Here is a 26,474-nt window from a genome sequence, read left to right as displayed (position 1 = left end):
ATTGTAACAAAAAAGGGCGCTGGTAGAGCGCCCTTTTCTATTTAGGTGTCAACGCACTTAGTCGCGCTCCACGCACAGGGCGACGCCCATGCCGCCGCCGATGCACAGGGTCGCCAGACCCTTTTTCGCGTCGCGGCGTTTCATTTCGAACAGCAGCGTGTTCAGGACACGGCAGCCGGATGCGCCGATCGGGTGGCCGATGGCAATCGCGCCGCCGTTGACGTTCACGATGGACGGGTCCCAGCCCATGTCCTTGTTCACGGCGCAGGCCTGTGCGGCGAAGGCTTCGTTCGCCTCAACCAGATCCAGATCGTCAACCGACCAGCCCGCTTTTTCCAGCGCCTTGCGCGAGGCGTAGATCGGGCCGACGCCCATGATCGACGGGTCCAGACCAGCGGTCGCGTAGGACGCGATACGGGCCAGAGGCTCGATCCCGCGCTTTTCGGCGTTTTCGGCCGACATCAGCAGGGTTGCCGCCGCACCATCGTTCAGGCCAGATGCGTTTGCCGCCGTGACCGAGCCGTCCTTGGTGAAGGCCGGGCGCAGCTTTGCCATGGCTTCCATGGTTGCGCCGTGGCGGATGTACTCGTCCTTGTCCATCACGATATCGCCCTTGCGGGTCTTGATGGTGAAGGGCACGATTTCATCCGCGAACTTGCCCGCTTTCTGAGCCGCTTCGGCCTTGTTCTGCGAGGCAACGGCGAATTCGTCCTGCTGATCGCGGCTGATCTGCCATTTCTCGGCGACGTTTTCGGCGGTCTGACCCATGTGGTAGCCGTTGAAGGCGTCCCACAGACCGTCGCGGATCATTGTGTCGATATATTTCATGTCACCCATCTTGTGACCGGCGCGCAGGGCGGCGGCGTGGGGCGACAGGGTCATGTTCTCTTGTCCACCGGCGGCAACGATGTCGGCATCGCCCAGCTGAATGTGCTGAGCCCCCAGCGCAACCGCGCGCAGGCCCGAGCCACACACCTGGTTAATGCCCCAAGCCGCGCTTTCCTGCGGCAGGCCGGCATTGATATGCGCCTGACGGGCGGGGTTCTGGCCCTGAGCGGCGGTCAGCACCTGACCCATGATGGTTTCGCTTACTTCGCCCTTCTCTACTCCGGCGCGTTCTACGACTGCTTCCAGGACGGCAGCGCCCAGATCATGTGCAGGGGTGTTCGCAAACGAACCGCTAAAGCTGCCGACGCCCGTGCGTGCGGCGGATGCGATTACTACGTTGGTCATATAATCAGTCCTTTACCGTCATGGTCCAAAGGGAAATCTGACGGCGCAGGTGGCAGAGAGGCTCTCTGACAGTACAAGAGCGCCCCAAGTTCCCCGCTCCAGCACCTTTTGCAATACCGCAATGCTGCAATTGCAGCAACGGACAGCTTGTCTCAGCGTTGGACAGGATTTGTTGTCGCAAGCGGGTTTTTGCCTAAGAGCCTGTTTTGGATTTCTTTTCCTGCTTCCACGGGGGCGAAACCGCGGGCGCGCCAAACAGAAAACCCTGCAGGCAATCGACGCCGCTGGCGGTCAGGAACGCGGCATCCGCCTGGTTTTCGACCGATTCGGCGGTCACCAGGATCTCGAATTCCCGCGCGACAGCGATCAAAGCGCGGACCAGCGCCTGATTGTCAGGCTGCTCGCTGATCCCCCGAATGAACTGCCCGTCGATCTTGGCCGCGTCGAACAGAAACTCGCGAAAATGGCGAAAGCTGAAATCGCTGGCACCGAAATCGTCCAGCGCAAAGGCGATGCCGCATTCCTGCAGGCGGTCCATCAGGTCGATCACAAGCTCGGGCACCTGCATGGCGGATTGTTCGGAAATCTCAAGGATCAGCCGTTCCCCCAAACCCGCGTCGCGTTTCAGAAAGCGGTCCAGCACCCGGGTCCAGCGCGAGAACCCGATCGACCGGGCCGACATGTTGATGGACAACCGGATCGAGGGGTTTCGGGCAAGCGTACGCAGCCCCAGTTCCAGTGCGATGCAATCCAGTTCTCGGCCTAAAGGCGTGTTTTCCAATTGCGGCATGAACTCGCGCGCCGGGATCACCCGCCCGGTTTCGTCCAGAACCCGGATGAAGCCTTCGTAGAATGCGACAGCATATGGCGGGTCGGCCTGAACAACCGGCTGGAACGCCAGCTTGCATTGTTTGTGCTTCACCGCTTCGGTCGCCATTTTCACAACTGATCTGTCCCGCGCCGAGATGGCCGAGTTCAACGGGCTTTCCGATCCTTCGGGTATATCCGCACGTTTCTTGTCCCGCATGAGCGCCGGTTCCCTGAGTGATTCCGAACAAAGGTCCGGCCCAGTGTCAGGTCAAACAGGTGAATCTGCGGTTAAGCTCGGGAAAGTTTCAGCGGGCAGATTGCCACGCACGGGTCAGAGAGGCTGCGGCTCCGATCACGGCACCGGTGACACCCATGATCATCATGACAAAGCCCAGTGCAATCAGGCCTGTCAGCGCCGTCGCCAAAGCGGCGATCATGGCCAAAGTCAGACCCATCAGACCAACCACGGTCGAAACAGTTGTTAAACGGGTCATTCTTGGTCTCCGGCCACTCGTTACATTGCACCTTTTCCCTCATATGGCGTCGAAGGCCGGAATTTCAAGTTGAGACCCATGTTGCACTACGTGCGTCAGACCTGTTCCGCCTGACGATTGGGCACGTTCTTGTCCAGATGCTCGAATCCGGGCGTTCCGCGATCTTCGGGGTGGCGCGCCAGATGCTTTTCTTTGATCTGCGTTGAACTGTCCCGGCTGCCATCATGGCTGTAGCCGGGCGGGGCGAAGCAATAGCCGAGCCTCTGGCGCAGGGTCAGGCCGGGCTGTGTGGCGTCCCGCCAGATGCCAACCCATTCGTGGAAGGCCACACGCAGCGGGTTGAAGGTGCCGATATTGTGGACCAACCCGTAATCGACCCGCTCATCTTCTTGTTCGGGTACAAAGGTGCCGAACATCTTGTCCCAGATGATGAAAACACCTGCATAGTTGCAGTCCAGATAGCGCGCGTTGCGGCCATGATGCACGCGGTGATGGCTGGGCGTGTTCATGATCGCCTCGAACCAGCGGGGCATTTTGCCGATGGCCTCGGTATGAATCCAGAACTGATAGATCAGGTTCAGCCCGCCAACGAACAGCACCATGGCAGGGTGAAAGCCCAGCAGGATCAGGGGCGCCCGAACGACCATCATGAAGGTGAACGTATAGGTCCATGTCTGCCGCAGCGCGGTCGTCAGGTTGTAGTGTTGCGAACTGTGGTGGTTCACATGGCTGGCCCAGACCCAGCGGATGCGGTGCCCGAAACGATGCACCCAATAGTACCGCAGGTCGTCCAGCACGAAACACAGGATGATAACTGGGATCGAGGTCCCAAGGTTCAGCGGTGTGACCTGCCACAACCACATGAAGAACCCATAGGCGATGAACCCCAGCAAGAAGCCCGAGGCGATATTGCCCGCCCCCATGATCAGTGAGGTCACGGCATCGCGCGTCTCATACCGGCCGCCACGCCCTTTGACCGTGATCCACAGAAACTCGGCCAGGATGGCGGCGATAAAAAACGGGACAGCCCATTGGACGGCGTCGGGAAAGCTGATGTGATCGGTCATGAAAGGTCCATCAGGTTTTGCCAGTGCTGGCGTTCGATTTCGTCAAGGCGGATGACCACCCTGGGCGTGGTGAAGTCGTGAAACTGGAACTCGAACCCGGCCTGCTGTTCGATCCAGTCGAAATCCAGCAGGTGCCGAGCCACCGTATCCGCGCCAAAGGACCACAGCAGGCCCGGCCCTGTCTCGGTCCGAACCAGAGCGGCGTGGGCGTCGTGTGAGACGGTGACATCGATCACCACATCGTCGGGAAAGTGGCGCTGCCAATCCGCCAGTGCGGTTTCCCGTGTCAGAACACGCCGCTGAGACCGCCCGCTCAGGTGCAACAGAAGCGTTATTGCGGCAATCCCCCCGACCACAAGTACAAGCAATATTTCAAGTGGCATAGTTCTCTCCCCGCTGGCAGAGTGCAAAGCGGGAAGAACGCTGTCAAAGGTGGCGTGGCGTCAGCCGTGTTCCAGACGGTCCAGGATTTCATGCTGCACCACGCGCTGCACAAAAGGGACCAGGCCTTCGGGGCCCGAGCTTCGGTCTTTCAGATGGATGCAGATATCGGGGCGGCGGGATGCAATGATGCCCACCAATTCACCGCGTATCATATCATCCAGCCCGGCCCCCATGATGGCACAGGCGATCCGGGGTTCAGCATCCAGTTGCCGCCGCACCTCATCGGGGCCATGTGCACCCAGCCATTGGATCGGAAGGTGATCAAGCTGCCGCGCGACATCTCCGATCACATTCGGTAAGCGTCCGATCAGCAGTACAACGGGTTTCATCGTTGCCTCCATTCCCAACACACAAACTGCCCCGCCCAAAACAGCGGGATGAGGACAGTGTATCACGAGATCGAATTTGACGGGGGCCGACAGCGGTTGGAAGCCGTTTCCTTAGCCTGCTGCGCCGACCAGAGTCGAGATAATCGCCTTGGCGCTGTCGGAATTCCATTCGGCATCGCCGATCAGACGGGCGATTTCATTGCCGTCGGGGTCGACGATCACGGTGATTGGCAGGCCGATCACACCCATCTCGCGCGCAACGGCCTGTGAAGGGTCCTGATGGCGGGGCAGGTTGTCGATGCCGTTTTCTTCGAAGAACTTCTTGATCCCGGCAGGTGAATTGCGCCCGGTGGCCAGCGTCAGCACTTCGAACTTGTCGCCTCCGAACTCTGCCTGCAACTCGGCGATCTGGGGCATTTCCTTGCGGCACGGCGCGCACCATGTGGCCCAGAAGTTCAGCAGAACGTATTTGCCTTTGTAATCCTCCAGCGAGGCTGTGCCGCCGTCATCCTCAAGCTCGAAGTCCACCGGCGTCACCGGCTTGGGCTGTGAATGCAGGATCAGACGCTTCAGGCTATCCTCGCGCAAGGGGGCGAGCGTCTCGGCATCGGCGGCCAAAGCGGCGTTTGCACCCAGCGCAAGGGCCATATAAAGGGGGATCAGACGAATAAGGCGCATATCAACTCCGGGTTTTCCAACATGACCGATCAATCCTCGAACCAGATGTGGGGCGGCCGCTTTGCCGCCGGACCAGACGCGATCATGGAGGCGATCAATGCCTCGATCGGGTTCGATCAGCGGATGGCAGCCCAGGACATCGCAGGCTCGCGCGCCCATGCCGCCATGCTGGCTGCCACAGGCGTTATTACTGATAGTGATGCGCAGGCCATTCGGGAAGGGCTGCTCACCGTTTTGTCAGAAATCCAGAACGGTGAGTTTCAGTTCTCGACCGCGTTGGAAGACATCCACATGAATGTGGAGGCGCGGCTGAAAGAGGTGATCGGAGAGCCTGCGGGCCGTCTGCATACCGGTCGTTCGCGGAATGACCAAGTTGCGACCGATTTTAAGCTATGGGTCCGCGATCAGCTGGACGCGGCGGAATCGGGTCTGCTGGCTCTGATCCGTGCGCTTCTGACGCAGGCCGAGGCTGGGGCCGATTGGGTCATGCCCGGTTTCACCCACCTGCAAACGGCGCAGCCGGTGACATGGGGCCATCACATGATGGCCTATGTCGAGATGTTCGGCCGCGACCTGTCCCGTGTCCGCGACGCCCGTGCCCGGATGAATGAATCCCCCTTGGGCGCTGCTGCATTGGCTGGAACATCCTTCCCCATCGACCGGGAAATGACAGCCAAAGCGCTGGGCTTTGATCGCCCCGCCGCGAACTCGCTGGATGCGGTCAGCGACCGCGATTTCGCGCTCGAGTTCCTGTCCACCGCGTCGATCTGCGCCGTGCACCTGTCGCGCTTTGCCGAGGAACTGGTGATCTGGTCTTCGGCCCAGTTCCGGTTTGTGACGCTGTCCGACCGGTTCTCGACCGGTTCGTCGATCATGCCGCAGAAGAAAAACCCCGATGCCGCCGAGTTGATCCGCGCCAAGGTGGGCCGGATCTATGGCGCAAACACCGCTTTGATGATGGTGATGAAAGGCCTGCCGCTGGCCTATTCCAAGGACATGCAGGAAGACAAGGAACAGGTCTTTGACGCCGCCGACAACTGGATGCTGGCGCTGGCGGCGATGGAAGGCATGGTCAAGGACATGACCGCCAACCGCGACAGCCTCGCCGCCGCTGCCGGGTCAGGGTTCTCGACCGCGACCGATCTGGCCGACTGGCTGGTGCGGGTGCTGGGCCTGCCCTTCCGCGACGCGCACCATGTCACCGGATCGCTGGTTGCGATGGCTGAACAGAAAGCCTGCGACCTGCCGGACCTGACGCTGGAGGATATGCAATCGGTCCATGCAGACATCACCGATGACGTCTATTCTGTCCTTACCGTGGAAAACTCGGTAAACTCGCGCCAGTCCTACGGCGGTACCGCCCCCGATCAGGTTCGTGCGCAGATCGAACGATGGAAGGCATTGGTGTGATGTATATCTTCAGGGTCATTCTTCTGATTATGGCCGGGTTTGCCCTGGTCGCTTGCGGAGCGGATGGAGAGCCGGTGCAGCCCACCGCCAGCCTCGGGATCGGCGTCGGATCCAGCGGCACTCATGTCGGCGGCGGCGTTGGCTTCCGCCGCGGCGGCCTAGGTGTCTATCTGGGCGTCTGAGCCCTGCGCCATTGCAATGTTGCAAACAAGGCCCATGTCTGTCGGGCCGCATCATCTTGGGAAAACTGAATTTATGCGAACTCTTGGCCTGATCCTGACGCTTGCTGTTCTGGCGGCGTGCGAACCCACATCTGCACCGCGTCAGGAACCCAAGCCAGAACCCAGCGGATCCGGCGTTTCCGTGTCCGGCTATGCGCGGGTCGGTGTTTCGACCGGGTCCTGAGCGACCGATAGGCGCGTTGAGTGCCGGAATCCATTGATCCGTATCCCCCTTTTGGTCTAAGCGCGGCGTCATGGATCACTTTCTCTACCGCGACGGCGCGCTCTACGCCGAGGATGTCCCGATTTCCGAAATCGCAGCTGCGGTCGGAACCCCGTTCTATGTCTATTCGACGGCAACCCTGTTGCGGCATTTCAAGCTGTTCGACGACGCACTTGAGGGCACCGATCACCTTGTCTGCTACGCGATGAAAGCGGCCAGCAATCAGGCGATCCTGAAAACGCTGGCGCAGGCGGGCGCGGGGATGGATGTGGTTTCGGGAGGGGAATACCTGCGGGCCAAGGCTGCAGGCGTTCCGGGCGACAAGATCGTGTTTTCGGGCGTCGGCAAAACAGCGGATGAGATTCGCACGGCGCTGACCGGCGGCATCCGCCAGTTCAACGTTGAATCCGAACCTGAGATGGAGGTGATCAACGCCGTCGCTCTGGAACTGGGCGTGATCGCGCCGATCACCGTGCGCGTGAACCCGGATGTGGACGCCAAGACCCATGCGAAAATCGCGACCGGTAAGTCCGAGAACAAATTCGGCATCCCGATCTCACGCGCGTCCGAGGTTTATGCGCTGGCCGCCAGCCTTCCGGGGCTGGACGTGATTGGTATCGATGTCCATATCGGCTCGCAATTGACCGAACTGGAGCCGTTCGAGCTGGCCTATACCAAAGTCGCCGAGCTGACCGAACAACTGCGCGCCGAGGGGCACAATATCCGCAGGCTCGATCTGGGGGGCGGTTTGGGCATTCCCTATGCGCGGTCGAATGAAGCGCCGCCGCTGCCGATGGAATACGGCGCTTTGATCAAGAAAACGCTGGGCCATCTGGGCTGCGAGATCGAAATTGAACCGGGCCGCCTGATCGCGGGCAATGCGGGGCTGATGGTCAGCAAAGTGATCTATGTGAAATCGGGCGAAGGCCGCGATTTCCTGATCCTCGATGGTGCGATGAACGACCTGATCCGCCCGGCAATGTACGAGGCGCATCACGACATTATCGCGGTGCAGGAACCTGCCGCCGGGGTCGAACAGCAACCCTATGACATCGTTGGCCCGGTCTGCGAAAGTGGCGATACCTTTGCCAAGCAACGCACCATGCCGCCGCTTGCGCCCGGTGATCTGGTCGCCTTCCGAAGCGCCGGGGCCTATGGCGCGGTGATGGCCAGCGAATACAACACCCGCCCCCTGATCCCCGAGGTTCTGGTGCACGGGGATCAATTTGCAGTTATTCGTGAACGCCCAAGCTTTGACGAAATCATAAACCGCGATACCATACCTGAGTGGCTTTGACGCGATAAGCGTGCAGGCCCGATCAGGAGGCCCGCATTGCGCGACAGATTGAAACTGCCGATTCCAAGACTTTCGCTTTGGCTGACCCATGCGGGGCTGCTGGCCGAGCAGGTTATGCGCGCTTTTTGGCCGTTTTTCTCGATCCTGATGGGCATTTTGGCCGCATTGATGCTGGGCCTGCAGGATCAGGTCCGGGTCGAGCTTGTCTGGGGTATCGGCGCGCTTGGCCTGATTGCGCTGGGTGTGGCTGCGGTTCTTGGGGTCCGGCGATTCCATCTGCCATCGCGGATCGAGGCGCTGGCGCGTCTGGATGAAACCCTTCCGGGGCGGCCCATACAGGCCTTGATGGATGATCAGGCAATTGGGGCCACGGATGCGGATTCGGTTGCGCTGTGGCACGCGCACAAGGCGCGTATGGCGCAGCGAGCCTCGACAGCCAAGGCAGTCAAACCCGATCTGCGACTTGCGTCGCGCGATCCGTATGCTTTGCGCTACGCCGCGCTGCTGGCGCTGGTGGTGGCTGTGTTGTTCGGGTCCTTCTGGCGCATCGGTTCGGTCGCGGAGATGACGCCCGGCACGGCTGTCGCCGGGCAGGGACCCACCTGGGAAGGCTGGGTCGAGCCGCCGCGCTATACCGGCCTGCCGACCCTGTATCTAGCCGACCAGTCCGGGCCGACCCTGTCTGTGCCGCAGGGCAGCAACATTACGCTGCGCTTTTACGGTGAGGTTGGGGCGCATAGCCTGACCGAAACAAGCTCTGTTTTGGGTACAGAAGCCGCCACCGCGCCGGAACTGGAATTCGTGGTCGACCGCTCGGGCCAGTTGCGGATCGACGGACCCGCAGGCCGGGATTGGACGCTGGATGTGGTCGCGGATGCCGCACCCCGGATCAGCGTCGCAGGCGTGGCCGAGGCTGAAGCCGGTGGGCAGATGAAATTGCCCTTCCAGTCCAGCGATGATTACGGTGTCGTCTCGGGCTCAGCCTTGATCGAACTGGATCTGGCCGCCGTTGATCGCCGCTATGGCCTGACCACAGAGCCTGAGCCGCGCGAGGTGATTCAGATCGAGTTGCCCATGCCGATCACCGGCGACCGGGCCGATTTCACCGAAGATCTGATCGAAGATTTCTCGCAGCACCCGTGGGCGCATCTGCCGGTGCGCATCACGTTGATGGCGCGGGATGCCGCAGATCAGCAGTCCGAATCCGAACCGTATCTGACCGCCTTGCCAGCGCGTCGGTTCTTTGACCCGCTGGCAGCGGCGGTGATCGAACAGCGGCGTGATTTGCTGTGGTCGCGCGACAATGGCGCGCGGGTTGCGCAGGTATTGCGCGCGGTGTCCCATCGCCCCGAAGATCTGTTCCGCTCGGACACGGCCTATCTGCGGCTTCGCGTTCTGTTGCGGCGGTTGGAGACGTTCACGGAATATGGCCTGAAGCCGCCTCAGCAAGAGGAGATTGCGCAGGCGCTGTGGGACCTTGCGGTTCTGATCGAGGACGGCACGCTTGCGGATGCTTTGGAACGGATGCGCCGCGCGCAGGAACGTTTGACCGAGGCAATGCAGAACGGTGCCAGCGACGAGGAAATTGCCGAGCTGATGCAGGAATTGCGCGAGGCGACTCAGGACTATTTGCAACAGCTGCAGCGTCTGGCACAGCAGAACGGCGAAGACGGCGAGCGGCAGCAGGGCCAGAACGGCGAATCCATGCAGATGACGCAGGACGACCTGCAGGCCATGATGGACCGCATTCAGGAACTGATGGAACAGGGCCGCATGGCCGAGGCGCAGCAGGCGTTGGAAGAATTCCAGCAGATGATGGAGAATATGCGCGTCACCCAAGGGCAAGGTCAGGGCGGCCAGTCCGAAGGGCAACAGGCCATGGAAGGCCTGGCCGAGACGTTGCGCGAACAACAGGGCCTTAGCGATCAGGCCTTCCGCGACCTGCAGGAACAATTCAACCCCGGTGCCCAGTCGGGTGAGAGCCAGGGCAATGAAGGGCGTAGTGGCGGCATGGGCCGTGGGCAAAGCCACGAGGGCCAGGTGGGTCAGGGGCAGGATTCGGATCAGGCCGGGGAAGGCCAGTCCGGACAGGGTAACCTTGCCGACCGTCAGCAGGCCCTGCGGGATGAGTTGCGGCGGCAGGAGCAAGGTCTGCCCGGTGCAGGAACGCCGGAAGGCGAGGCCGCGCGTGATGCGTTGGGCCGGGCAGGGCGCGCGATGGACGAGGCCGAACAGGCCCTGCGCGGCGATGATCTGGCCGAGGCAATAGACCGCCAGTCCGAGGCGATGGAAGCCCTGCGCGAGGGCATGCGATCGCTGGGTGAGGCCTTGGCCCAGAACCAGCAGAACCAGCCCGGTCAGGGCGCGCAGGAGGGTGAGGCGCAGGCCAACAACCGCGATCCGCTGGGCCGCAATCCGGGTGCCGCCGGGTCAATCTCGACCGAGGAAAACCTGTTGCAGGGCGAGGATGTGTATCGTCGCGCGCGTGAGTTGCTGGACGAAATCCGCCGCCGGACCGGCGAAAGCGACCGGCCCACAATTGAACTGGAATATCTGAAACGTCTGCTCGAACGGTTCTGACGACGTCAGGTCTAAGGCGCGCCGGATCCGGCTTGGCTCTCAAGCCAGACACGCGCCTGATCCACAAGTGAGACATAGGAATTCAGCACCGGATCCGCCTGCGGCACAGCTTCGCTGATCTGCTGGGCGTTGCCGTAGATCAGGTACAGAATCACGCCGATGATCAGCATCAGCGCAAACCCACGCACAAAGCCGCCGGATTTGCGTGCAGGCTGTTCGGTCTCACCCTCGTCGCTGAGCATGCTGGAATTGATCGCCTCAACATCCGGTAGAGCGTCTTTCTGACCGGCATCCTCGGATGTTTCCGAGGCGGTAGGGCGCCGTGGCTCGACCTTGGGCGTCGGCGCGACATCCAGCGCCAGATCCGGTTGCGTTTCCAGGCTGCTGCCCTCTTGCGCCCGCAAGTCAGCCTCGCGCGCGGCCTCTTCCTGCAGAATATTGGCCACGGCAGGGTCCACGTTGCCGGTAGGTTTGGCATCTGCCGGTTCCGGCTCAGGCTTAGGCTCGGGTTCTGGCGCGATCTCGGCCACAACCGGCGCAGCCTCTTCAGGTTGCGGGTCTTCGTCGGCCACAGGCTCGACCGCTTCGGGTTCCGGCGTGTCGGCTTCGGCCGGGGCGGGCTCTGGTGTTTCCGCTACAGGATGTTTGGCCTGAAACCATGTGTGATCGCAGGCCGAACATTGGACATCGCGGCCTTCCTCGGGGATGACCTCATCCGGGACCTCATATTGGGCACTGCAATTCGGACATGTAAGACGCATGCTGCCTCCCCGGCCGTGCAATCCGGCCGATAATAGTTTTTTCAGGCATGATATTCCGTTAAGACCCAACAGCAAAGCGCGTTTTCGGTTTCACGGTCCAAGTGTCACCAATTGGACTCGGTACAGGCATTGAAACCACACCCGCACTGGGGCAAGAAGAGCGGCATAATAAATGGGGGCACGTGTGATCGAGCTGGAAAATGTCAGCTACACCTATGGTGACGGCGAATTGCTGAGCGATGTCTCGGTGCAATTGCAGCCGGGTTCGTTTCATTTTCTGACGGGGCCTTCGGGTGCGGGCAAGACCACGTTTCTGAAACTATGCTACGGCGCATTGTTGCCCACATCCGGGCGGTTGAGCGCCTTTGATCAGGACATAGCCACGCTGGATCGCGATCAGATGGCCCTGTTGCGCCGCCGGATCGGCGTGGTTCATCAGAATTGCGAGTTTCTGGACCATATGACCTTGGCCGAAAACGTCGCGCTGCCGTTGATGGTTTCAGGCCGGGTTGAAGCGGATGAGCAGGACAATCTAACCGAGTTGCTGGGCTGGGTCGGTCTGGGGTCCCGTCTTGAAGCGCATCCGCCAGAGCTGTCGGGCGGCGAACGGCAGCGCGCCGCGCTGGCCCGTGCGGTGATCCTGTCGCCTGACGTGGTGCTTGCCGATGAACCCACAGGCAACGTGGATTGGGAGATGTCGCAGCGCCTGCTGCGCCTGCTGGTCGAACTGAACCGGATGGGCAAAACCGTCCTGATCGCCACCCATGATCTAAGCCTGATCCGTGCCGCGAAAAGTCAGGTTCAGGCGCGTGTTCTGCGCATCTCGCAGCGTCGTCTGCACTTGGCGGGGGCGGATCTATGAGCCGGGGCGATATCCGAAACCTGCTGCGACGAGATTCTCGGGCCGACCGCGTGGTGCCCCCAACCGGGTATACCGCGCATTTGACCCTATTCGTTTCGGGCGCGATGGCGTTTCTGACCGTTTTTGCTTTGGCCCTGTCGCTGGCCTCGGGCCGGATTGCCTACCGATGGGCAACGGAACTGGCCGGGGCCGCCACCCTGCGCATCAACGCGCCGGCCGAGCAGCTGGCCGCCCAGACCCAAGCCGCGCTGACCGTGCTGAGCCAAACGCCCGGCGTCGCCTCGGCCCGTGCGCTGACGACCGAGGAACAGGCGGCCCTGCTGTCGCCCTGGTTCGGGCCAGATCTGCCACTGGACACGCTGCCCATCCCGCAACTGATCGAGATTGTCGAAGGCGAACCGGGCCTTGACGCCGCCGGTCTGCGCCTGCGCCTTGGGGCCGAGGTACCGGGCGCGGTTCTGGATGACCACACCAGATGGCGCGAACCTTTGGTCGATGCCGCCATGTCCCTTAGGCGATTGGGCTGGATTTCGATCCTGCTGATCGGTGGGGCGACGGCGGCCATGATCACTCTGGCCGCGAATGCCTCACTGGCGGCGAATGCCAAGATCATCGAGGTGTTGCGTCAGGTTGGGGCCCGCGACCGGTTTATCGCAGGAGCCTTCGTGCGCCGCTTTACCTACCGCGCGCTGTTTGGCGCAGCCGTGGGCACGCTGTTGGGGATGACCGGCGTTTTGTTGTTGCCCGAAGCCTCGGATGCCGGGGGCTTCCTGTCTGGCGTCGGGTTTCAGGGCAGTGACTGGATTTTGCCCGTGGCCATTCCCATTCTGGGCGCAGCCGTCGCCTTTTTCGCCACCTGGGCCGCCGCGCGCCGCAAGTTGAAGGAGCTTTCGTGATGTCCATGGCCATTCAGTGGGTCCGCTCGTTGATCTTCATGTTTGTGATCTACCTTTGGATGCTGATCCTTGGCATTCTGTACTTACCTTACGCGATCTTCACCAAACGCGGCGCGTTGCGGGCCTGCAAAGCCTATGCCAGCAGTACCATTTGGCTTGCGCGCTGGATGGTTGGCATTCGCTCTGAGGTGCGTGGCGCTGTGCCCACGGGCGAGGTTGTCATCGGTGCCAAGCACCAGTCGTTTCTTGATATTCTCTTGATCTTCAACGCGATCCCGCATGGCAAGTTCATCATGAAGCGAGAGCTTTTGTGGACCCCGGTCATTGGCCTTTATGCGCGCCGATTGGGATGTATTCCGGTCAACCGGGGCAAGAAGGGTGCGGCGGTGGCCAAGATGGTCAAGGATGTCGCCAAGGAATTCACCGAACCCGGCCAGTTGGTCATCTACCCTCAGGGCACCCGCGTCGCACCGGGGGCCAAAAAGCCCTATAAGGTGGGCACTGCGGTTCTGTACGAAGGGCTTGGTGTGCCTTGCGTCCCCGTTGCCACAAACGCGGGCGTCTTCTGGCCGCGCACGGGCATCTTGCGCAAACCCGGCATGGCGATTGTCGATTTCCTCGACCCGATCGAGCCGGGCGTCGCGCGTGATGCGTTCCTTGGACGGCTGGAAGAGGTGATCGAGACCCGCTCGACCGCGTTGATGAAAGAAGTGGGGTTTGACCCAGATGGAGTTCATTGAAGATACCGAGACGCTTGCGGGGCTCTATGGCACCCCGGGCGCACCGTCCTTGCGCAAAGTGGCACACAGGCTGACGCCGCTGTATCGGACATGGATCATGGCCTCGCGCCTGTGCATCCTCAGCACGGTCGGGCCGGAAGGTGTCGACGGCAGCCCGCGCGGTGACGATGGCCCGGTGGTGCTGGAGCTGGATCCAAAGACTCTGGCGATGCCGGATTGGCGGGGCAACAACCGCCTGGATTCGCTGCGCAACATCGTGCGCGATCCGCGTGTTTCGCTGATGTTCATCGTGCCCGGTTCCAACAACGTGGTGCGGGTGAACGGGACGGCGCGTCTGACTGCGGATGATGAATTGCGTACGCGGTTCGAAAAGCAGGGCAAGCGCCCGGCGACTGTGATCGTGATTGAACTTCACGAGATTTACACTCAATGCGCGCGGGCGCTGATGCGGGCAAGAACCTGGACTTGCGGTGATGAGTCCGCGCCTCTTCCAACCATCGGAGAAATTCTGGCCGAGGCGTCGGACGGGGACGAAGGCGGCGCACGCTATGATCGCGAATGGGGCGCGCGCGCCGCTAAAACCATGTGGTAGTCACGGCGGCTACACTGCCGCTGCGCCAATCCTGGCGACCTGGGAAATCCAGCGCTCGACATGACCGGGCTTGGGATAGCTGGCCCCTGCGAAATAGGTAAACCGTGTTGGTTTGAAGCCGACAAAGCCCAGGATCTGATCGCGTACTTGCCGGATCAGTGCCTGGCGATAGATCAGCCGCATGAACCAGCCCGGCGTGTCCGACGTCAGAATGACGCGCGCGGTGCGACCGGTCAGCATCGGGGCCGGGAAACCCATCTTGGTCGTGTGTCGCGTATCGAAAGTACGCCCCGGGATGAACATGCGGTCAATCAGACCCTTCAGTTTCGCAGGCAGACCGCCCCACCACATTGGCGCTGTCAGGACCAGATGATCGCTCCATTCAAAATCCTGCAGAACCTGTTCCAGCACGGGCTCTAGCGGCTTGAAGTCGTGGTAATTGCCCTGACCGAAATCGTGGTCGAACTGCAGATCGCTCAGGTGGATCAGGCGGACATCATGCCCGTTTTCGCGGGCTGCGTCGCCATAGGTTTGCGCAAAGGTGCGGGACAGGCTGCTTTCGGCAGGGTGTCCGTCAAGGATCAGAATTTTCTTCGGCTGCATCGGGGTTCTCCTAAAAATGACCGTGGTCAGTTTATAGAATCAAAAAATGACCGCGGTCAATAAAAAATTTGACCACGGTCAGAAAACGTGCAAATTAGCCTTATGCAGAAGACAGTTCAAAAACGTACACTGAAAACCCGCGCCCGCCTTATGGCGGCGTCCGAGGCGTTGATTCAGGACAGCGGGTATGAGGCGCTGAGGGTGGAAGATGTCGTCAAGGCCGCCGGTGTGGCCAAGGGGACGTTCTTTGCGCATTTCCACGACAAAGACGCGATGATGGAAATTCTGATCGCTGACAGGTTGAACGCGTGCCTGGATCAGGCCGAGTCCGGCCCGCCGCCCGGAACCGTCGCCGAAATCATCGCCGGGCTGGAGCCCGCCCACAGTTTCATGACGTCCGAACGGTATGTATTCGATCTGTTGATCAGGTATTCCGGCGCGGCGGCAATCGCCGAGGTGGGCCCGATCGCCTATTGCTTTGAGCGGTACTTCCGCGTCGTGATGATGTGGCTTGACGCTGCTCAGATGCGCAAGGATGTGCCGCCCGAGCTGTTGGCAGAAGGTGTGCAGGCCTTTGCGATTCAGGCGATGTCTCTAAGGTTCTGCGCGTTGCATTCCGCGACGACATTCACCGACAGGCTGGAAACCTATCTGGATGCATGGCTGACCCCGGCGCGCTGATTGCCGCCGGAGTCATTGGTCTTAGCTGTGGATCGGTCCGTCGCCGCAGGCCAAGGCAGCCTCGCGCACGGCTTCGGAATAGGTCGGGTGGGCGTGGCAGGTCAGGGCTAGATCTTCGGCTGAGGCTCCGAATTCCATGGCGACGCAGACCTCGTGGATCAGATCGCCAGCGCCGGGGCCGATGATGTGTGCGCCCAGAATACGGTCGGTTTCCTTGTCGGCCAGAATCTTCACGAACCCGTCGGCGGCAAAGTTGGCTTTGGCCCGACCGTTGCCCATGAACATGAACTTGCCGACCTTGTAGGCGCGGCCCTGTTCTTTCAGCGTCTCTTCGGTTTCGCCGACATTGGCAACCTCGGGCCAGGTGTAGATCACGCCAGGAATGACGCCGTAGTTCACGTGACCATGCTTGCCCGCGACCTGTTCGGCGGCAGCCATGCCCTCATCCTCGGCCTTATGCGCCAACATCGGGCCTTCGGTGACGTCGCCGATGGCGTAGATGCCAGGCACGTTGGTCTGCCAGTCGGCCCCGACCTTGATCTGACCACGCGGCGTCATCTCGACGCCCAAAGCGTCCAGCCCCAGGCCGTCCGAATACGGTTTGCGCCCGGTGGCGACCAGTACGGTATCCGCCTCGACCACATGCTCGCTGTCGTCCTTGCGCAGTTTGTACGTGACCTTGGCCTTAGTCTTGGTGGCTTCGGTCTTTTGCACCGCTGCGCCCATGACAAACTTCAAACCCTGTTTCTTGAGGATACGCTGGAAGGTTTTCTGCACCTCGGGGTCCATGCCCGGTGTGATCACGTCGAGGAATTCGATCACCGTGACCTCGGCACCCAGCCGCTGATAGACCGAACCCAGTTCAAGCCCGATCACACCTGCACCAATAACGACCATCTTCTTCGGGATCTTGCCCAGCGACAGCGCACCCGTCGAGGTGACGACAACCTTCTCATCAACTTCAACACCGGGCAGCGAGGCGGGCTCGGACCCCGAGGCGATGATGATGTTCTTCGCCTCGTGCACCTCATCACCAACCTTGACCTGACCTGCAGCGGGGATCGAGCCCCAGCCTTTCAGCCAGTCGATCTTGTTCTTCTTGAACAGGAACTCGATGCCCTTGGTATTGCCTTCGATCACCTCGTCCTTGTAGGTCTGCATCTGCTTCCAATCGACCGAAGGCGATTTACCCTTCAGGCCCATCTTGGCAAAGTTATGCTCGGCCTCGTGCAACTGATGGCTGGCGTGCAGCAGCGCCTTGGATGGGATGCAGCCCACATTCAGACAGGTGCCGCCCAATGTGTCCCGTCCTTCAACGCAGGCGGTTTTCAGGCCCAGCTGGGCACAACGGATGGCACACACATAGCCGCCGGGGCCTGAGCCGATTACGATGACGTCATAACTTGCCATTGAGGGTCTCCTTGAGAATTCGGGCTGTCACAGGGCGTAAACCTCTGAACAGGTTGTACATCAGCGGCGTCACAATAGCACCGCCAAAAGCATGAAGGTGGTAGTCAGGAACCCGGCGAACCAGATCAGGGTGCGCCAGGGCTTCCAACCATAATAATAGGCGGGCACGTAAAGGACGCGCGCCACCAGATAGGTCCAGGCGCAGGTCGCAGTGAAGTCGTTGCCCGTCCCACTTAGGGTCACGACCACACAAGCGATGGAGAACAGGATCAGCCCTTCGAAGTGATTGTTCAGCGCCCGATACAGACGGGCCGTTTCATCGGACAGCTGATCTTCGAGTGCACCACCCAACCGGCTGCGGTCGCGCGCGGACATGGTCTTGCCCGGACCCAGTTCCAGATTGGCCGGGATCGCCATCAGAGCATATTGGATGATCTGCAACAGTGCGGCCAATGTCAGGGCAGTCAACTCGGGTGTCACAGGGGAACACCTTCATTTTTGCCGCCCACCCTATGATGGGTCGGGCGGCCAGTTGGGATTATGTCTGATCCGGGCAGCACTGTTTAGACAGGGTTCAGAACTTTGACCTGGATATGCGCAACGCCCCCGCGTTCGTGGTGCATCGCCAGCTCTTCTGATTCCAGAAAACTCTGCGCGCGGTCCAGATCGGTGATTTCGAACAGGGCCACAGCGTGATCCTTCTGAGCTGGGTCCTGCCAGATATGGAGGTCGCGGATTCCCGCAGCCTCACGCATTTTCTGGTCTTCGCGGAACACGGTCAGCCAGGCATCGAAATCCGCCACATCGGCTTGCCAAAGGACATGAGTCGCCATGATTACAGATCCATCAACAGGCGGCGCGGATCTTCCAGCGCCTCTTTCACGCGGACAAGGAACGTCACCGCGCCTTTGCCGTCCACGATGCGGTGATCATAGGACAGGGCCAGATACATCATCGGACGAATCTTGATTTCGCCATTGATAACCATCGGACGGTCCTGGATCTTGTGCATTCCCAGAATACCCGACTGCGGCGGGTTCAGGATCGGTGAGGACATCAGCGAGCCGTAGACGCCACCGTTTGAGATGGTGAAGGTGCCGCCCTGCATCTCTTCCATGCTTAGCTTGCCGTCACGGGCGCGTCGGCCTTTTTCGGCAATCGCCTTCTCGATCGCGGCAAAGGACATGCTGTCGGCATCGCGGATCACCGGAACCACCAGACCCTGCGGCGTACCGGCGGCAACGCCCATATGCACGAAGTTCTTGTAGACGATATCGGTGCCGTCGATTTCCGCGTTCACCTCGGGCACTTCTTTCAGCGCATGACAGCAGGCCTTGGTGAAGAAGGACATAAAGCCCAGACGCACGCCGTGCTTCTTCTCGAACTGATCCTTGTACTGGTTGCGCAGGGCCATCACCTCGGTCATGTCCACCTCGTTATAGGTGGTCAGGATCGCTGCGGTGTTCTGCGCATCCTTCAGGCGCTTGGCGATGGTTTGGCGCAGACGGGTCATGCGTACCCGTTCTTCGCGCCCGGCATCTGCGGCAGCCACAGGCGCGCGCGGGGTTGGTGCCGGGGTAGGGGCCGCCGGGGCCGGTGCGGGGGCCGACGGTGCTGCAGCGGCGCGGGCCACATCTTCTTTCATGATCCGGCCATCGCGACCGGTTCCAGTGACCTGATCGGCCGACAGGCCAGCCTCGGCCATGGCTTTTTCGGCTGACGGCGCATTGGCGATATCCTTGCCTGTGCTGGCCGCTGCCGGGGCCGCCGCCGCGGCTGCTGCCGGAGCCGGAGCAGCCCCAGCCGCCGCGCCCGAGATCACCGCCAGCTTGGCCGAGGCATCCACGGTCGCGCCTTCGGGGGCCACGATTTCAGCCAGCACACCCGCAGCGGGGGCCGGAACCTCGACCGAAACCTTGTCGGTTTCCAATTCGCACAGCATCTCATCCTGCGCGACGCTGTCGCCGACCTGTTTGAACCATGTCGAAACGGTTGCTTCGGTCACGGATTCGCCCAGCGTCGGCACCATGACGTCCACGCTGCCGCCCGACGCAGCCGGGGCGGCTGCCGGGGCCGGAGCGGCGGCAGGCGCAGGAGCCGCGCCTTCGCCCGCGGTGATTGTGGCCAGCAGGGCGTCAACGCCAACGGTTTCACCTTCGGCGGCGACGATTTCGCCCATCACACCGGCAGAGGGCGAGGGCACTTCGACCGTAACCTTGTCGGTCTCAAGCTCGCACAGCATTTCATCTACGGCGACCGCATCGCCGGGTTTCTTGAACCAGGTCGCAACCGTCGCTTCGGTTACCGATTCGCCAAGCGTGGGAACACGAACTTCAATCGTCATCGTTTACTTTCCTTCAATGCTCAGCGCTTCGTTCACCAGCGCTTGTTGTTGGGCTTTGTGTTGGCTGGCCAGACCCGTCGCGGGTGAGGCGGATGTTGCGCGACCGACATAGCGCGGCCGGGTATGCTTGGCCTTGATGCGGGTCAGCACCCATTCGATATTGGGCTCGATAAAGGTCCAGGCGCCCTGGTTCTTGGGCTCTTCCTGACACCAGATCATTTCCGCACCCTTAAAGCGCTCAAGCTCATTGATCAGCGAGTGCGCCGGGAACGGATAAAACTGTTCGATCCGCATCAGGTAGACATCGTCGATCCCACGCGTGTCGCGTTCCTCCAGCAGGTCGTAGTAAACCTTGCCGGAACACATCACGACCCGCTTGATCTTGTCGTCCTTGACCAGCTTGGTGTCCGAGTTTCCGTGCTGCGCATCGTCCCACAGAACCCGGTGGAAGCTGGAGCCTGTGGTGAATTCTTCTGCCTTGCTGACAGCCAGCTTGTGGCGCAGCAGCGATTTCGGCGTCACCAGGATCAGCGGCTTGCGGAAGGTCCGGTGTAGCTGACGGCGCAGGATGTGGAAATAGTTTGCAGGCGTCGTGCAGTTCGCCACGATCCAGTTGTCCTGTCCGCACATTTGCAGGAACCGTTCCAGACGGGCAGACGAGTGTTCCGGCCCTTGCCCTTCGAACCCGTGCGGCAGCAGGCAGACCAGACCGGACATCCGCAGCCACTTGCTTTCGCCCGAGCTGATGAACTGGTCGAACATGATCTGCGCCCCGTTGGCGAAATCGCCGAACTGCGCTTCCCACAGGGTCAGGGCGTTGGGTTCGGCCAGCGAATAGCCGTATTCGAAACCCAGAACCGCATATTCGGACAGCATCGAGTCGATCACTTCGTACTGCGCCTGCCCCGAGCGAATATTGTTCAGCGGGTAATAGCGTTCTTCACTTTCCTGATGGACAAAGCCGGAATGGCGCTGGCTAAACGTCCCGCGCGTTGCGTCCTGCCCGGACAGGCGCACCGGGTAGCCTTCGGTCAGCAATGAGCCAAAGGCCAGTGCTTCGCCCGTGGCCCAGTCAAACCCTGTGCCTGTTTCGAACATCTGCTTTTTGTGATCCAGCAGGCGGCCCACGGTCTTGTGCAGGGCCACATTGTCGGGCGCATGGGTCAGTGCCTTGCCAACCTCAGCCAGCGTGTCCGGAGAAATGGCGGTCTCGCCCCGCACATATTCTTCCTTGCTTTTGTCCATGTGCGACCAGCGCCCGTCCAACCAGTCGGCCTTGTTGGGTTTATAGTCTTTTCCAGCCTCGAACTCATCATTCAGATGGGCCTGGAAGGCGGCCTTCATGTCCTCGATCTCGCCCTCGGGGATCAGACCGTCCTTGACCAAACGCTCGGTGTACAGAGACAACGTGGTCTTATGCGTCTTGATCTTCTTGTACATGATCGGGTTGGTGAACATGGGCTCATCGCCCTCGTTATGACCAAACCGGCGATAGCAGAAGATGTCGATGACCACGTCCTTGTGGAACTTCTGACGGAACTCGGTCGCCACCTTCGCCGCATGCACCACGGCCTCGGGGTCGTCACCGTTCACGTGGAAGATCGGCGCCTCAACCATCAGCGCAATATCCGTGGGATAGGGGCTGGAGCGTGAGAAATGCGGCGCGGTGGTGAAACCGATCTGGTTATTCACCACGATATGCATTGTGCCGCCGGTCTTGTGACCGCGCAGGCCGGACAGGCCGAACCCTTCAGCCACCACACCCTGACCGGCAAAGGCCGCATCGCCGTGCAGCAGGATGCCCATGACCTTGGTGCGGTCTTCGTCTTTCAATTGATCTTGCTTGGCGCGGACCTTGCCCAGAACAACCGGGTTTACCGCCTCAAGGTGGCTGGGGTTGGCGGTCAGCGACAGGTGCACGCTGTTGCCATCAAACTCGCGGTCACTGGAGGCGCCAAGGTGATATTTCACGTCGCCCGAGCCATCCACATCCTCGGGCTTGAAGCTGCCGCCCTGGAATTCGTTGAAAATCGCGCGGTAAGGCTTGCCCATCACGTTGGCGAGGATGTTCAGACGCCCGCGATGCGGCATGCCGATCACGATGTCCTGAACGCCCAGAGCACCGCCGCGCTTGATGATCTGCTCCATCGCCGGGATCAGACTTTCGCCGCCGTCCAGACCGAACCGCTTGGTGCCCATGTATTTGACATGTAAGAATTTTTCGAAGCCTTCGGCCTCGACCATCTTGTTCAGGATCGCCTTGCGGCCTTCCTTGGTAAAGGCGATTTCCTTGCCGTAGCCTTCGATCCGTTCTTTCAGCCAGGCGGCCTGTTCGGGGTCCGAGATATGCATGTATTGCAGTGCGAAGGTGCCGCAATAGGTGCGTTTCACGATCTCGACGATCTGGCGCATGCTGGCCATCTGCAGGCCCAGAACGTTGTCGATAAAAATCTGACGGTCCATATCGGCTTCGGTAAAGCCGTAGGTCTTTGGATCCAGTTCCGGGTGCGTGCTGGCCGCGCGCATGCCCAGCGGATCCAGATCGGCAGCCAGATGGCCCCGGATCCGATAGGCCCGGATCAGCATCAGGGCACGTAGGCTGTCCAGCACGGCGCGTTTGACCTGATCTTCACTGACCTTGACGCCCGTGTCAGCGGCCTTTTCCTTGATCTTTTTGCCTGCCGCCTTGGCGTCGATCTCGGCCCACTCGCCGGTCAGCGCGCCGGTCAGATCATCGGCCGGCATCGGCGGCCAGTCGGTCCGCGCCCAGGACGGCCCTTCTGCCTCTTTCTGAACGTCGGGCGTTGCATCGCCCATCTGCCGGAAGAAATCGACCCAGGCCGCGTCTATCGCGTTCGGGTCTTTTGTGTACTGGGCATAAAGCTGCTCCAGATACTCGGCATTGTGCCCTTGCATAAAGCTTGAGGCATGAAAGGTAGAGTTGGGCGTATGTTCGGTCATTGGGCTACCTCATATGGGTTGGGACCGTATTGGTTGGCGCCGGGTTGGCTGGGGCGGGTCAGCCACCACAGAACCAGCAGGGGCGACACAAACAGAACGATGAGTGTCGGAATGACGATCAGCAGAGTGGCACGTGTGAACAGAATGTCCAGAGTGCCACCGTGGAACTGGCTGGCAAGGCCAATGCCAAAAATCAGAACCGCAAAGGCCCCGAGGATCAGCAGGATCGGCAGCAGAGCATAAAGCCCGCTGCGCCCGCTATCATGCATCCGCCGCCACGCGACGGCCAGATGCGGGAAGAAGACGATCAGGCTGACGATGCTTTGTACGGGTTGGCTGGATGTCGCGGTGACGGCCTTGACCTCATCGCTTTCGCTGACCGAGACCTGAGTGAAGAACTGCGCATCGATGATCCCGGCGATTAAGCTCCAGATCACGATGAACAGGAAAAAGAACCAGTATTCGGGGCGGGAGGCCCGACCCGAGAAGGTGAAGAACTTGGAGAAACAGGTGCGGATGGCGTCAGAGAAGGTCACTGTTTGGCCTCATTATTTCGCCGATAAATTTCTAATCCAAATGCAGAATTGGGTTTTCTAGAATACTGCTCTTCGAATTCGGATTGCTCGAACCAGAAAAAATCCACTCTCGCTGGCCCCATGCCAACTTGGGGTTCCAGAATCGGGCGATCAACAAAAACGCCTAGTTTCACGAGAAAACTAGCAGCACCAGAAAGCGGTTTGTGTAGTTCGTCTCCAATAGTTGTCGCGCTCACAGTTCGAGCCGGACCAAGAGATACTTTGTGCCCGTCACCCGGGTATTGATGAACTGCATCAGAAACCAACGTTGCATCTTGCAAAGAAGAACTAAAGAAGCGGCATCCAAGGTCTTCGCCAAGTTTTCTATTTCCGCCCTTGTCATGGATCATCAAAAACGCGCGGGTGTCTCCATCCCACCAGAACGCATCATAGACACCGCGCTGTGAGACATCAGATATGGTGTCCAGATGCTCAATCATGTCGGGAATGATGCCAGTTTCTGTATCCAGACCGAAAAAGTTGTATCTCTCATCAATAAGGGCACGGAAGAGTCCGCCATCTGCCAAAAGCGAAGCAAGTGCTTCGGGATAGGGCGCACGGAACGTTTTCCATCCGCGTTGGGTGAATTCCTCAGCAACCGAAGCACGATCTGCCAATGACCATGTACATAGATCGATTACGTCCTGTGTTGGCTTTGTGAATTTCGGTGATGCGCTGGCAGTCCCCGAGATTGCGGAAAACTGGACACTTAGAAACAAAACCAAAACATGCAGGAGGCGAGGGGATTTTGCCCCCCGCCTCACAAAGCATATTTTCTGGCGCGCCATCGCGCTTACCCAATCGCTTCCAGCACAGCCTCGCCCAGTTGCGCCGGGCTTTCGGCCACGACGATACCGGCCGAGCGCATGGCTTCGATCTTGTCCTCGGCACCGCCCTTGCCGCCGGCGACAATCGCGCCCGCGTGACCCATGCGGCGGCCCGGAGGGGCTGTGCGGCCTGCGATGAAACCGGCGGTCGGCTTCTTGCGACCCTTCTTGGCCTCATCCGCCAGGAACTGCGCGGCTTCTTCCTCGGCCGAGCCACCGATCTCACCGATCATGATGATCGACTCGGTTTCGTCATCGGCCAGGAACCATTCCAGAACGTCGATATGCTCGGTGCCTTTGATCGGGTCACCGCCGATGCCAACACAGGTGGACTGGCCCAGACCCACATCGGTGGTCTGCTTGACGGCTTCGTAAGTCAGGGTGCCCGAGCGGGACACAACGCCGACCGAGCCGCGCTTGTGGATGTGGCCGGGCATGATGCCGATTTTGCAGGCGTCGGGTGTGATGACACCGGGGCAGTTCGGGCCGATCAGGCGCGAGTTCGAGCCTTCCAGCGCGCGTTTTACCTTCATCATGTCCAGAACCGGGATGCCTTCGGTGATGCAGACGATCACTTCCATCTCGGCATCAATCGCTTCGAGGATCGAGTCCGCCGCGAAAGGCGGCGGCACATAGATCACCGAGGCATTGGCTTCGGTCACATGCTTGGCCTCGTGAACCGAGTTGAACACGGGCAGGCCCAGATGCTCCATCCCGCCTTTACCGGGGGTCACGCCGCCGACCATCTTGGTACCATAGGCGATGGCCTGTTCAGAGTGGAATGTTCCCTGCGAGCCGGTAAAGCCCTGACAGATCACTTTGGTATTTTCGTCGATGAGGACTGCCATCTGGCGTTCTCCTTTGTAGGGCGGGCTTCAGCCCGCCGAAATCGTGGGAAAGGTGGGCTGAAGCCCACCCTACGGGATGGCAATCAGCCTTTGACAGCTTTCACGATCTTCTCGGCACCGTCTTTCAGGTTGTCCGCCGCGATCACGTCCAGGCCAGAGGTGTTGATGATCTCTTTGCCTTTCTCGACATTGGTGCCTTCCAGACGCACGACCAGCGGAACCTGCAGGCCGACTTCTTTCACTGCGGCGACAACGCCTTCGGCGATGACGTCACAGCGCATGATGCCGCCGAAGATGTTGACCAGAATGCCTTTGACGTTCGGGTCCGAGGTGATGATCTTGAACGCCTCGGTCACTTTCTCCTTGGTGGCACCGCCACCTACGTCGAGGAAGTTCGCAGGCTCGGCACCATACAGCTTGATGATGTCCATGGTGGCCATGGCCAGACCGGCACCGTTCACCATGCACCCGATCTCACCATCCAGCGCGATGTAGTTCAGGTCGTATTTCGAGGCTTCCAGTTCCTTGGGGTCTTCCTCGGTCGTGTCGCGCAGTTCGGCGATGTCGGGGTGGCGGTAAACCGCGTTGCCGTCAAAGCTGACCTTGGCGTCCAGCACCTTGAGGTCGCCGCCGTCGGTGATGATCAGCGGGTTGATCTCCAGCATCTCCATGTCCTTCTCGACGAAGGCCTGATACAGCTGACCCATCAGCTTGACGCATTGCTTGACCTGCGCGCCTTGCAGACCCAGCGAGAACGCGATGCGGCGGCCGTGATAGGGCTGATAGCCGGTCGCGGGATCGACCGAGAAGGACAGGATTTTCTCGGGCGTCTCTGCGGCCACTTCTTCGATGTCCATGCCACCTTCGGTCGAGCAGACAAACGAGATGCGGCTGGTCTGGCGGTCCACCAGCAGGGCCAGATACATTTCGGTTTCGATACCGGAACCGGCTTCGATGTAGATGCGGTTGACCTGCTTGCCCGCTGGGCCGGTCTGATGTGTGACCAGCGTGCGGCCCAGCATCTTCTTGGCTTCCTCGGCGGCTTCTTCAACCGATTTGGTCAGGCGCACACCGCCTTTTTCACCGGCGTCTGCCTCTTTAAAAGAGCCCTTGCCGCGACCGCCTGCGTGGATCTGCGATTTGACCACCCAAAGCGGGCCGTCCAGTTCACCGGCTGCGGTTTTGGCTTCTTCGGCGCGCAGAACCGCGCGACCTTCAGAGACCGGAGCGCCATAGCTGCGAAGAAGCGCTTTGGCCTGATATTCGTGGATATTCATCGAAACTGTCCCGTTTGACTACGATTGAACCGTTATAGGCGTGTCTAGAGGGCAAGTTTAAAGGGTTTTTTGACGTGTCACGAGTTTTTGTGGAAGATTTTCAGTATTTGTGATCACAGGTTTTTGGGGTGTGATCACAAAATCCGGGCGGGCTGGCGTTTGATTCGATCTTGCCGGTAGATCGATAAAATCACATTCAAAAAGCAGAGTTTGCGACGTTTGCGATAACAGGAGCGACCGGAAATCAGCCGGATCGAAAGCCACGAAAAAACCGGCCTCGCAAGAAGGCCGGTTTGGAATGCGTGTGCAGA

General features: G+C 60.3%; 28 protein-coding genes. 10 read left to right on the top strand and 18 right to left on the bottom strand.

The window, feature by feature from the left end:
• Positions 1-57 precede the first annotated feature (57 nt).
• The 7 genes from ACR0AC_RS15695 to ACR0AC_RS15665 form a co-directional block, all read right to left on the bottom strand.
• Positions 58-1,233, bottom strand: coding sequence for an acetyl-CoA C-acetyltransferase (locus ACR0AC_RS15695; RefSeq protein ID WP_170453157.1), 1,176 nt, complete (start codon positions 1,231-1,233; stop codon positions 58-60).
• A 193-nt stretch (positions 1,234-1,426) separates the two neighbouring features.
• On the bottom strand, positions 1,427-2,260 hold the full coding sequence (locus tag ACR0AC_RS15690; RefSeq protein WP_480874658.1) for an EAL domain-containing protein: 834 nt from the start codon (positions 2,258-2,260) through the stop codon (positions 1,427-1,429).
• Between the two features lie 88 nt (positions 2,261-2,348).
• The gene (locus tag ACR0AC_RS15685) at positions 2,349-2,537 is read right to left on the bottom strand and encodes a hypothetical protein (protein ID WP_170453155.1); all 189 of its coding nucleotides are present in this window, start codon (positions 2,535-2,537) and stop codon (positions 2,349-2,351) included.
• A 95-nt stretch (positions 2,538-2,632) separates the two neighbouring features.
• Positions 2,633-3,604: a sterol desaturase family protein gene (locus ACR0AC_RS15680; RefSeq protein ID WP_170453154.1), complete on the bottom strand. Its 972-nt coding sequence runs from the start codon at positions 3,602-3,604 to the stop codon at positions 2,633-2,635.
• The gene (locus tag ACR0AC_RS15675) at positions 3,601-3,987 is read right to left on the bottom strand and encodes a hypothetical protein (RefSeq protein ID WP_170453153.1); all 387 of its coding nucleotides are present in this window, start codon (positions 3,985-3,987) and stop codon (positions 3,601-3,603) included. Before ACR0AC_RS15675 ends, ACR0AC_RS15680 begins: the two co-directional genes overlap by 4 nt.
• A gap of 60 nt (positions 3,988-4,047) precedes the next feature.
• The gene (locus ACR0AC_RS15670) at positions 4,048-4,377 is read right to left on the bottom strand and encodes a hypothetical protein (protein WP_480874655.1); all 330 of its coding nucleotides are present in this window, start codon (positions 4,375-4,377) and stop codon (positions 4,048-4,050) included.
• A 111-nt stretch (positions 4,378-4,488) separates the two neighbouring features.
• Complete coding sequence (locus tag ACR0AC_RS15665; protein WP_170455692.1) at positions 4,489-5,055, bottom strand: TlpA disulfide reductase family protein; 567 nt, start codon at positions 5,053-5,055, stop codon at positions 4,489-4,491.
• A 21-nt stretch (positions 5,056-5,076) separates the two neighbouring features.
• Here ACR0AC_RS15665 and argH point away from each other — a divergent pair, with 21 nt between their 5' ends.
• From argH to ACR0AC_RS15640, 5 genes are all read left to right on the top strand, one after another.
• On the top strand, positions 5,077-6,465 hold the full coding sequence (argH, locus tag ACR0AC_RS15660) for an argininosuccinate lyase (protein WP_170455690.1): 1,389 nt from the start codon (positions 5,077-5,079) through the stop codon (positions 6,463-6,465).
• On the top strand, positions 6,465-6,647 hold the full coding sequence (locus ACR0AC_RS15655; protein WP_170455689.1) for an argininosuccinate lyase: 183 nt from the start codon (positions 6,465-6,467) through the stop codon (positions 6,645-6,647). Before argH ends, ACR0AC_RS15655 begins: the two co-directional genes overlap by 1 nt.
• Before the next feature lie 73 nt (positions 6,648-6,720).
• Positions 6,721-6,870: a hypothetical protein gene (locus tag ACR0AC_RS15650; RefSeq protein ID WP_170455687.1), complete on the top strand. Its 150-nt coding sequence runs from the start codon at positions 6,721-6,723 to the stop codon at positions 6,868-6,870.
• Positions 6,871-6,940: 70 nt separating this feature from the next.
• On the top strand, positions 6,941-8,206 hold the full coding sequence (gene lysA / locus ACR0AC_RS15645) for a diaminopimelate decarboxylase (RefSeq protein WP_170624041.1): 1,266 nt from the start codon (positions 6,941-6,943) through the stop codon (positions 8,204-8,206).
• A 36-nt stretch (positions 8,207-8,242) separates the two neighbouring features.
• Complete coding sequence (locus ACR0AC_RS15640; protein WP_480874649.1) at positions 8,243-10,786, top strand: TIGR02302 family protein; 2,544 nt, start codon at positions 8,243-8,245, stop codon at positions 10,784-10,786.
• 11 nt (positions 10,787-10,797) lie between these two features.
• On the opposite strand, the gene ACR0AC_RS15635 is transcribed toward ACR0AC_RS15640, so the two are convergent.
• Entirely contained in the window at positions 10,798-11,547 is a 750-nt protein-coding gene (locus tag ACR0AC_RS15635; RefSeq protein ID WP_170455681.1) for a zinc-ribbon domain-containing protein, read from the bottom strand.
• A 184-nt stretch (positions 11,548-11,731) separates the two neighbouring features.
• Between ACR0AC_RS15635 and ACR0AC_RS15630 the strand changes: the two genes are divergently transcribed.
• From ACR0AC_RS15630 to ACR0AC_RS15615, 4 genes are read left to right on the top strand one after another with little or no spacing between them, the layout of a single operon-like run.
• Positions 11,732-12,409, top strand: a complete 678-nt coding sequence (locus ACR0AC_RS15630) for an ATP-binding cassette domain-containing protein (protein WP_170624208.1) — start codon at positions 11,732-11,734, stop codon at positions 12,407-12,409.
• Entirely contained in the window at positions 12,406-13,305 is a 900-nt protein-coding gene (locus tag ACR0AC_RS15625) for a cell division protein FtsX (protein WP_480874646.1), read from the top strand. The genes ACR0AC_RS15630 and ACR0AC_RS15625 overlap by 4 nt, the downstream gene beginning before the upstream one ends.
• Positions 13,305-14,045: a lysophospholipid acyltransferase family protein gene (locus ACR0AC_RS15620; RefSeq protein WP_170522224.1), complete on the top strand. Its 741-nt coding sequence runs from the start codon at positions 13,305-13,307 to the stop codon at positions 14,043-14,045. The genes ACR0AC_RS15625 and ACR0AC_RS15620 overlap by 1 nt, the downstream gene beginning before the upstream one ends.
• Positions 14,032-14,637, top strand: a complete 606-nt coding sequence (locus ACR0AC_RS15615; protein ID WP_480874643.1) for a pyridoxamine 5'-phosphate oxidase family protein — start codon at positions 14,032-14,034, stop codon at positions 14,635-14,637. Before ACR0AC_RS15620 ends, ACR0AC_RS15615 begins: the two co-directional genes overlap by 14 nt.
• Before the next feature lie 9 nt (positions 14,638-14,646).
• On the opposite strand, the gene ACR0AC_RS15610 is transcribed toward ACR0AC_RS15615, so the two are convergent.
• Positions 14,647-15,240, bottom strand: coding sequence for an NAD(P)H-dependent oxidoreductase (locus ACR0AC_RS15610; RefSeq protein ID WP_170624033.1), 594 nt, complete (start codon positions 15,238-15,240; stop codon positions 14,647-14,649).
• A 102-nt stretch (positions 15,241-15,342) separates the two neighbouring features.
• Between ACR0AC_RS15610 and ACR0AC_RS15605 the strand changes: the two genes are divergently transcribed.
• Positions 15,343-15,921, top strand: a complete 579-nt coding sequence (locus ACR0AC_RS15605) for a TetR/AcrR family transcriptional regulator (RefSeq protein ID WP_480781345.1) — start codon at positions 15,343-15,345, stop codon at positions 15,919-15,921.
• A gap of 21 nt (positions 15,922-15,942) precedes the next feature.
• Here the strand turns inward: ACR0AC_RS15605 and lpdA are convergent, their stop codons facing one another.
• From lpdA to sucC, 9 genes are all read right to left on the bottom strand, one after another.
• On the bottom strand, positions 15,943-17,331 hold the full coding sequence (lpdA, locus tag ACR0AC_RS15600; protein WP_170455669.1) for a dihydrolipoyl dehydrogenase: 1,389 nt from the start codon (positions 17,329-17,331) through the stop codon (positions 15,943-15,945).
• A gap of 69 nt (positions 17,332-17,400) precedes the next feature.
• Positions 17,401-17,811, bottom strand: a complete 411-nt coding sequence (locus tag ACR0AC_RS15595) for an MAPEG family protein (protein ID WP_170455667.1) — start codon at positions 17,809-17,811, stop codon at positions 17,401-17,403.
• Positions 17,812-17,894: 83 nt separating this feature from the next.
• The gene (locus ACR0AC_RS15590) at positions 17,895-18,164 is read right to left on the bottom strand and encodes a hypothetical protein (RefSeq protein ID WP_170455665.1); all 270 of its coding nucleotides are present in this window, start codon (positions 18,162-18,164) and stop codon (positions 17,895-17,897) included.
• 2 nt (positions 18,165-18,166) lie between these two features.
• Entirely contained in the window at positions 18,167-19,675 is a 1,509-nt protein-coding gene (gene odhB, locus ACR0AC_RS15585) for a 2-oxoglutarate dehydrogenase complex dihydrolipoyllysine-residue succinyltransferase (RefSeq protein WP_170455663.1), read from the bottom strand.
• Positions 19,676-19,678: 3 nt separating this feature from the next.
• Positions 19,679-22,636 carry a 2-oxoglutarate dehydrogenase E1 component gene (locus tag ACR0AC_RS15580; RefSeq protein ID WP_480874638.1) on the bottom strand — a complete coding sequence of 986 codons (2,958 nt, stop codon included), beginning with the start codon at positions 22,634-22,636 and terminating at the stop codon, positions 19,679-19,681.
• Positions 22,633-23,172, bottom strand: coding sequence for a DUF805 domain-containing protein (locus ACR0AC_RS15575; protein WP_480874635.1), 540 nt, complete (start codon positions 23,170-23,172; stop codon positions 22,633-22,635). Before ACR0AC_RS15575 ends, ACR0AC_RS15580 begins: the two co-directional genes overlap by 4 nt.
• Positions 23,169-23,999, bottom strand: coding sequence for a hypothetical protein (locus ACR0AC_RS15570; RefSeq protein WP_480874632.1), 831 nt, complete (start codon positions 23,997-23,999; stop codon positions 23,169-23,171). The genes ACR0AC_RS15575 and ACR0AC_RS15570 overlap by 4 nt, the downstream gene beginning before the upstream one ends.
• Before the next feature lie 5 nt (positions 24,000-24,004).
• A complete protein-coding gene (gene sucD / locus ACR0AC_RS15565; RefSeq protein WP_170522246.1) occupies positions 24,005-24,886 on the bottom strand; it encodes a succinate--CoA ligase subunit alpha in 882 nt (293 codons plus the stop codon).
• A gap of 83 nt (positions 24,887-24,969) precedes the next feature.
• Positions 24,970-26,163 carry an ADP-forming succinate--CoA ligase subunit beta gene (gene sucC / locus ACR0AC_RS15560; protein ID WP_170522250.1) on the bottom strand — a complete coding sequence of 398 codons (1,194 nt, stop codon included), beginning with the start codon at positions 26,161-26,163 and terminating at the stop codon, positions 24,970-24,972.
• Between the last annotated feature and the right edge of the window lie 311 nt (positions 26,164-26,474).

Source organism: Ruegeria sp. H7, from assembly GCF_056532945.1.
The sequence above is the reverse complement of the archived record's forward strand: the minus strand, read 5'-3'. Positions and strand labels throughout refer to the sequence as shown.